We start from the raw sequence: 6,720 nt of genomic DNA, 5'->3' as shown, positions 1-6,720 counted from the left end.
GGGCAATCGAGCTGCCGCCATCCGCGCCGCGCGCACCGTTGCCGTCGCCGCCATTGCCGCGGCCACCGCTGCCGTTGCCACCCGCGCCGCCGGCGCCGCCACTGGCATTGCCCCAGTTGCGCGCTGCGTTGCCGATGTCCTGCACGCTGACGCCGGAGACGCTGCCATTGAGCGTGGTTTCGGCCACCGCCGTACTGGTGTTGAAGGAGTTGTTGAGGCTGGTCGATGCCGTTCCGCCGTTGTTGGCGGCAGCGGTACCGATGCCATCGGCCCGGGCGCGGCCGCGGTTGTCGCGGTTGTTGCCCATGCTGTTGTCGCTGTTGTCCGAGTTGTCGTCGAGATCGACGTCGATGGCGACCTGGAGGTTCTGGCCAGGGCCATTCTCGGTGTTGGTGGCTTGCGCAAATGCCTGTCCCGTGAGTCCCAGCCCCACCAAGACCGCAGATGCGATCAGAGTCTTTCGAATGCACATGATCTGCTCTCCTTGTGTGTCGCTTCAACGCCCAGGGGATGGCGTTAAAAAGTGACGCGGGTCACGTTTGCATTTCGTTTGTTAGTCTTCGATGGGGATGGAAGTTAAATTTCCATTTATTGTCAGCCGCTCGTCGGCTGAACCGGGCCTCGGCCGTATCCTCTTACGAGCGGTCACGCGATCCCCTCCGTCCGGCACGCGCGCCCATGTCCGAGGCCCTGCGCTACCATCGCCGGGCGGTTCGGGTTCCCGTCTTGAAGGAGACGCTTGATTGGACATGGTGTCGGCGGTGGCCGTCTTCATCGGCGCAGGCCTGGGCGCACTGGCGCGCTGGGGCCTGGGTGTGGCCCTCAATCCCGTGTTCCCGAACCTTCCGCTGGGCACGCTGGCGGCGAACGTGGCAGGCGGCCTGCTCATGGGCGTGGCGATGGCCCTGTTCGCGAATTCCGGGCCCCTGTCGCCCGCCCTCCGCCTGGCGGTCACCACGGGCTTCCTGGGGGGACTGACCACGTTTTCCGCGTTTTCCGCCGAAACCGTCGACCAGTTCATGAGGGGCGAGCCGGGATGGGCCTGCCTGACCATTGCATCCCATCTGCTGGCGTCGCTGGCGGCGACCTTCCTGGGCGTCATGCTGGTGCGCTGGGCGACATGACGCCGGCCTCGCGTTGGCCCGGTGCTGAGGCCCTTTCAGCCTGGCCAGCGCCCGTGCGTCGCCGTCGATCGACCTGTCCGCGGCGCGCTACGAATCCCCGCGCCCCTGTGCGCGGGCGCGGGCGCTGCGCAGACGGTCCAGCTTTTCCTTCAGCTTGATCTCCAGGCCACGCGGCACGGGCTGGTAGTACTCGCGTTCGCCCATCGCGTCGGGGAAACCGGTCTGGCCCAGCGCCACGCCGTCCTCGGCATCGTGGTCGTACTGGTAGTCCTTGCCGTAGCCCAGCGATTTCATCAGCCGCGTCGGCGCGTTGCGCAGGTGCAGCGGGACATCCTGGGTGCCGTGCTCGGCGACGTCGCGTTGGGCCATTTTGTAGGCCGTGTAGGCCGCGTTGGACTTGGCCGTGCTGGCGAGGTAGAGCGTGAGTTGCGCGAGCGCGAGTTCGCCTTCCGGACTGCCGAGGCGATCGTAGGCGTCCCAGGCGTCGGTGGCCATCTGCAGGGCGCGGGGGTCGGCCAGGCCGATGTCCTCGACCGCCATGCGGGTCAGGCGCCGCGCCAGGTAGATGGGGTCGCATCCGCCGTCCAGCATCCGCGCCAGCCAGTAGAGCGCGGCATCGGGGTTGGAACTGCGGACGGATTTGTGCAGCGCCGAGATCTGGTCGTAGAACTGTTCGCCACCCTTGTCGAAGCGGCGCGTGCGGTCGGCCAGCACCTGCAACAGGGTCGCCTCGGTGATCTCGCCCCCCTCCCCGGCCGCCAGCTCGGCGGCGATCTCCAGCAGGGTCAGCGCACGCCGCACGTCGCCGTCGGCGGCGCGCGCGATCTGCGACAGGCAGGCGTCGCTCGCGCGGACGTCCCGGTCGCCCAGGCCACGCGTGGAGTCGGCAAGCGCGAGCCGGAGCGCGTGTTCGATGTCCTCCGGCGACACCGCCTCGAGCACGTGCACGCGGCAACGCGAGAGCAGCGCCGAATTGAGCTCGAAGGACGGATTCTCGGTGGTGGCGCCGACGAAGAGGATGGTGCCGCGCTCGATGTGCGGCAGGAAGGCGTCCTGCTGGACCTTGTTGAAGCGGTGCACCTCGTCGACGAACAGGACGGTGCGCCGCCCTTCGGCGAAACGGTGTTCTGCCTCGGCGAGCACCTTGCGCACCTCGGGCAGTCCCGACAGCACCGCGGAGATGGCCCTGAACTCGGCGTCGGAATAGCGCGCCAGCAACAGTGCGAGGGTCGTCTTGCCGCAGCCCGGCGGGCCCCAGAGGATCATGGAGTGGACGTGGCCCGATTCGATCGCGCGCCTCAGCGCGCTGCCCTCGGCCAGCAGGCGCCGCTGGCCGACCATGTCGTCGAGTTCGAGCGGCCGCATCCGCTCGGCGAGCGGCTGCAGGGCCGAACGGTCCACGCTCAGCAGGTCCGGCGTGTCGGCGGTCGTGGGAGCACTACGTCGAGGCAAGGCGGATGTTCGGTCGAGGGGCGGGGCCGCCAAGATAGCAAGCCCCGTCCCATGTGCGGGTGGATCAGCCCTCGCCGATGACGTCCACGCCGGGCGGCGGGGTGAAGCGGAATGTGTCAGGCCCGAAGGACGGGTTCCGCTTCCACTGGCTGAAATCGATCTCGGTGCGCTGCCCCAGCGAATCGACGACCTTCATCTTCACCAGCGCGCCTTCGCGGAAGCCCAGTTGCGCCGAGTCGAAGCTGGCGACGTTGGCATCCTTGGGTGCCAGCGTCAGCCACGCGAGGCCGTCGGCCTGGCCCGTCTCGCTGACCTTGAACTGGCGATCCAGCCGGCTGGGGTCGATCAGGGCCCCGAGTGGGCTGTTCTTCTCTTCCTCGCCCTGCGGCTTGCGGGTCACCTGGTCCAGGTCGGGCTCGTAGATCCAGACGGTCTCGCCGTCGGCGACGATGACCTGCGGATACGGCTTCACGTACTCCCAGCGGAAATGCTGCGGCGCTTCGACGGCCAGGCTGCCGCTGGAAGCTTCCTTGAGCTTGCCGTTGGTGTCGAACACCTTCTGGGTGAACTCGCCGTCCAGGCCCTGCAAGCCCTGGGTAAAGCGGTTGAGGTCCTCGCGCGCGCCGGCCTGGGCGGCAAGGCTCGTGGCCAGGCCCAGCAGGACGATGCCCGAGGCGGCCAGCAGCCGCTGGCGGGTGGGAAGCAGTGTCATGGCGTCACTCCAACGTGGCGTATGGGTGCAAGTGTCGCGAAAAGCAGATGAATCGCACGTGCAACGCATCCGGGCCGTTCAGCTGTCGGCAGGCTGGCGGCCGAGGCGCTTCAGCGCACCAGCCCGAGGACCAGTCCGGCGCCCAGCAGCAGCAGCCCTGCGAGCCCAGCCAGGTCCGCCTGCGTCGGCGGATAGTCGACACGGATCCCGGGGCGGAGAAGCCCGCTCACGCCCAGCGGCGTGCGCCAGGCACGGCGCGCCAGGCACAGGAAGCCCAGGCCGATGCAAAACGAATGCCACTCGATCCCGGGCGCATGCGGGGCGGGGTACAACGCCCATCCCGAGAACCCGGCCCCCAAGAGCGCCAGGATCCCCGACCATGTGCGCGCCGATACGCCGGCACTGACTCCATCCATGGGAACGCGTGACATTCGAATCCTTCGACGAGTCCTTCATGCCGACGCATGCCGGCGGGATGATACACGGCGCTCGCCCGGTCGGGGCAATCATCACTTGGGCGGTGGCGGCGCGAGCACGCTGCGGTCGCCGTTGCTCTCCTGCGGGCTCACCACCCCGGCCGCCTCCATCGCCTCGACCAGCCGCGCGGCGCGGTTGTAGCCGATCTTGAGGCGCCTTTGCACGCCGGAGATGGAGGCCCGCCGGGTTTCGGTGACGATGCGGACCGCTTCATCGTACAGCGGATCGGACTCGTCCCCTGCCCCGCCGCCCGACTCGGGCAGGCCGGTGGCGCCCACGACGGTGCCGTCGCCCATGGTCTGCACTTCGTCGAGCACGCCGTCGATATAGTCCGGCCCGCCTCCGGCCGCCTTCAGGTGTTCGACCACCCGGTGGACCTCCTCGTCGGAGACGAAGGCGCCGTGCACGCGCTCGGGCATCGCGGTGCCCGGCGGCAGGTAGAGCATGTCGCCGTTGCCGAGCAGGGTCTCGGCGCCGCCCTGGTCGAGGATGGTGCGCGAGTCGATCTTGCTCGAGACCTGGAACGCGATACGGGTGGGGATGTTCGCCTTGATCAGGCCGGTGATGACGTCCACCGACGGACGCTGCGTGGCCAGGATCAGGTGGATGCCGGCCGCGCGCGCCTTCTGCGCGAGCCGGGCGATGAGTTCCTCGACCTTCTTGCCGACGATCATCATCATGTCGGCGAACTCGTCGATGAAGACGACGATGAAAGGCAGCGGCTCCAGCGTCGGAGGTGCTTCCTCGATGTCCGGGTTGGGCTTGAACAGCGGGTCGACCATCGGCTGGCCGGCCTCCTGCGCGTCGCGGACCTTCTTGTTGAAGCCGGCCAGGTTGCGAACGCCCACGGCCGACATCAGCTTGTAGCGGCGCTCCATTTCCGCCACGCACCAGCGCAGGCCGTTGGCGGCCTCCTTCATGTCGGTGACCACCGGCGCCAGCAGGTGCGGGATGCCCTCGTAGACGCTCAGCTCGAGCATCTTCGGGTCGATCATCAGCATCTTCAGGTCCTTCGACGATGCCTTGTAGAGCAGGCTCAGGACCATGGCATTGACCGCGACCGACTTGCCCGAGCCGGTCGTGCCGGCCACCAGCAGGTGCGGCATGCGCGCCAGGTCGGCGACCGTCGGCCGCCCGGCGATGTCCTTGCCCAGCGCCAATGTCAGCGGACTGTTGGCCTTGTCGTATTCCTTGGACCGGAGCAGCTCCGAGAGGAAGATCATCTCCCGCGTCGTGTTGGGGATTTCCAGGCCGATCACCGTCTTGCCCGGGATCACGTCGACCACGCGCACCGACTTCACCGACAGCCCGCGGGCGATGTCCTTGTCGAGCGAACTGATCTGGCTGACCTTGACGCCCGGCGCGGGTTCGACCTCGAAACGCGTGATCACCGGTCCCGGATAGGCGCCGACCACCTGGGTCTCGATGCGGAAGTCCTTGAGCTTGAATTCGATCTGCCGCGACAGGGTCTCCAGGGTTTCCTCGCTGTAGCCCTTGGGCTGCGGCTTGGGATCGTCGAGCAGGGCGAGGGGTGGGATGCCGGAACCATCGCCACCGTGGAACAGCGGGATCTGGGTCTCGCGCTTGGCGCGTTCGCTCTTCTCGACCACGGGTGGCGCCGGCGGTTCGATCCTGACCGGCGCGCGCTTGGCCCGCTGCTCGGTATCGGCCTTGCGCACTTCCTCGCGCTCCTCGCGCATGGCCCGGGTGTGCTGCCAGTGCGTGGCCTGCTTGCTGCCGCGCTTGAACAACTTGCCCAGCGCTGGCCCCAGCGCCAGGACCCACTGGCCGATGCGATCCATCACCGCCAGCCAGGAGATGCCGGTGGCCAGCGTGATCGAGACCAGCAGCAATGCCAGCAGGAACAGGTTGCCGCCGACCGACCCGAAGCCACTGTAGAGCGACTTGCCGACCAGCTGGCCGAGGATGCCGCCGCTGCCGGCCGAGAAATCCTCGGCGACGCCGAGTCGCAGGTGCAGGAAGCCGGTGGCCGAAACGAGGAAGCCGACGATGCCCACCAGGCGCAGGGCGGGCCCCAGGTCGGCGTCGCCATCGCCGTCGCTGTCCATTCCGAACAGGGCAATCCAGGCCACCATGCCCAGTACGAGCGGTAGCAGGAATGCCACGTAGCCGGTCAGGTACAGCAGTACGTCCGCGATCCACGCGCCGACGCGGCCGCCGGCATTGTGAAGGGGCGCGGTGATGCTTCCGGACTGCGACCAGCTCGGGTCGGTCGGCGAGTAGGTGAACAGGCTGACCAGCAGGTACAGCAGGAACGGTGCGATCAGGATCAGCGCGATGTCGCGCATCAGGCGTTGCCGGCGCGGCGAAGGCGCGCGCTTGCTGTCGACGGGCTGGGTTTTCTTGCGACCTGCTGCTGACGCCACCGTGAAGTTCTGCCTTAGCTAGATTCTGTTAGTCTTTGAAGATACAGGCAAAAGCGCCTGATTGGTACCGCGCGGGCGCCGTCCCGGAAGCCGTGTCACGCCCCGGCGTGGAAGCGCAGGACCGCCATCCTAGGCTGCCATGCCCTGCAACGCCGGGTGTACGAGTTTGCCGGCCTCGACGTTGATGCCGCGTACCAGTGCGTCATTGTGCCGCCATTCGCCCGAGGCCAGGGCACCGACCCAGGGCAGGATCGCCGCACAGATCGCCTGGGAGCTGGTCTGGGGCACCGCACCGGGCATGTTGGTGACGCAGAAATGGGTCACCCCCTCCTCCACGTAGGTCGGTGCCCGCCAGCTCGTGGGGCGCGAGGTCTCGAAGCAACCGCCCTGGTCGATCGAGATATCGGCCACCACGCTGCCGGCTTCCATTCCGCGGAGCATCGCGCGGGTCAGCACGTGGGGCGCGCGGGCGCCGGTGACCAGGACGGCACCGACCACCAGGTCGGCATCGGCGAGCTCCCGTGCGACCACGTCCTGGTAGGGGTAGAGCGCGGTCACGTTGGGCGCG

Annotated in this window: 7 protein-coding genes; 1 reads left to right on the top strand and 6 read right to left on the bottom strand. The window is 68.0% G+C overall.

What is annotated here, in order from left to right:
* Window positions 1–472: hypothetical protein (locus FKV25_RS16295; protein WP_211345452.1), on the bottom strand; the 472-nt coding region annotated here is incomplete at its 3' end.
* Window positions 473–749: 277 nt separating this feature from the next.
* Here FKV25_RS16295 and crcB point away from each other — a divergent pair.
* A complete protein-coding gene (crcB, locus tag FKV25_RS14280) occupies window positions 750–1,124 on the top strand; it encodes a fluoride efflux transporter CrcB (protein WP_141519466.1) in 375 nt (124 codons plus the stop codon).
* An 87-nt stretch (window positions 1,125–1,211) separates the two neighbouring features.
* Here the strand turns inward: crcB and FKV25_RS14275 are convergent, their stop codons facing one another.
* The 5 genes from FKV25_RS14275 to FKV25_RS14255 form a co-directional block, all read right to left on the bottom strand.
* A complete protein-coding gene (locus FKV25_RS14275; RefSeq protein WP_281286245.1) occupies window positions 1,212–2,576 on the bottom strand; it encodes a replication-associated recombination protein A in 1,365 nt (454 codons plus the stop codon).
* 64 nt (window positions 2,577–2,640) lie between these two features.
* Window positions 2,641–3,288: an outer membrane lipoprotein periplasmic chaperone LolA gene (gene lolA / locus FKV25_RS14270; RefSeq protein ID WP_141519463.1), complete on the bottom strand. Its 648-nt coding sequence runs from the start codon at window positions 3,286–3,288 to the stop codon at window positions 2,641–2,643.
* A 110-nt stretch (window positions 3,289–3,398) separates the two neighbouring features.
* On the bottom strand, window positions 3,399–3,620 hold the full coding sequence (locus FKV25_RS14265) for a hypothetical protein (RefSeq protein WP_141519462.1): 222 nt from the start codon (window positions 3,618–3,620) through the stop codon (window positions 3,399–3,401).
* A 177-nt stretch (window positions 3,621–3,797) separates the two neighbouring features.
* Complete coding sequence (locus FKV25_RS14260; protein WP_246072103.1) at window positions 3,798–6,152, bottom strand: DNA translocase FtsK; 2,355 nt, start codon at window positions 6,150–6,152, stop codon at window positions 3,798–3,800.
* Between the two features lie 129 nt (window positions 6,153–6,281).
* Window positions 6,282–6,720 (bottom strand): Rossmann-fold NAD(P)-binding domain-containing protein (locus FKV25_RS14255; protein ID WP_484177350.1); only part of this gene is annotated, 439 nt, incomplete at its 5' end.

It is taken from the genome of Marilutibacter aestuarii, from assembly GCF_006546775.1.
Lineage (GTDB): Bacteria > Pseudomonadota > Gammaproteobacteria > Xanthomonadales > Xanthomonadaceae > Marilutibacter > Marilutibacter aestuarii.
This window is presented reverse-complemented; position numbering and strand designations above follow the sequence as displayed.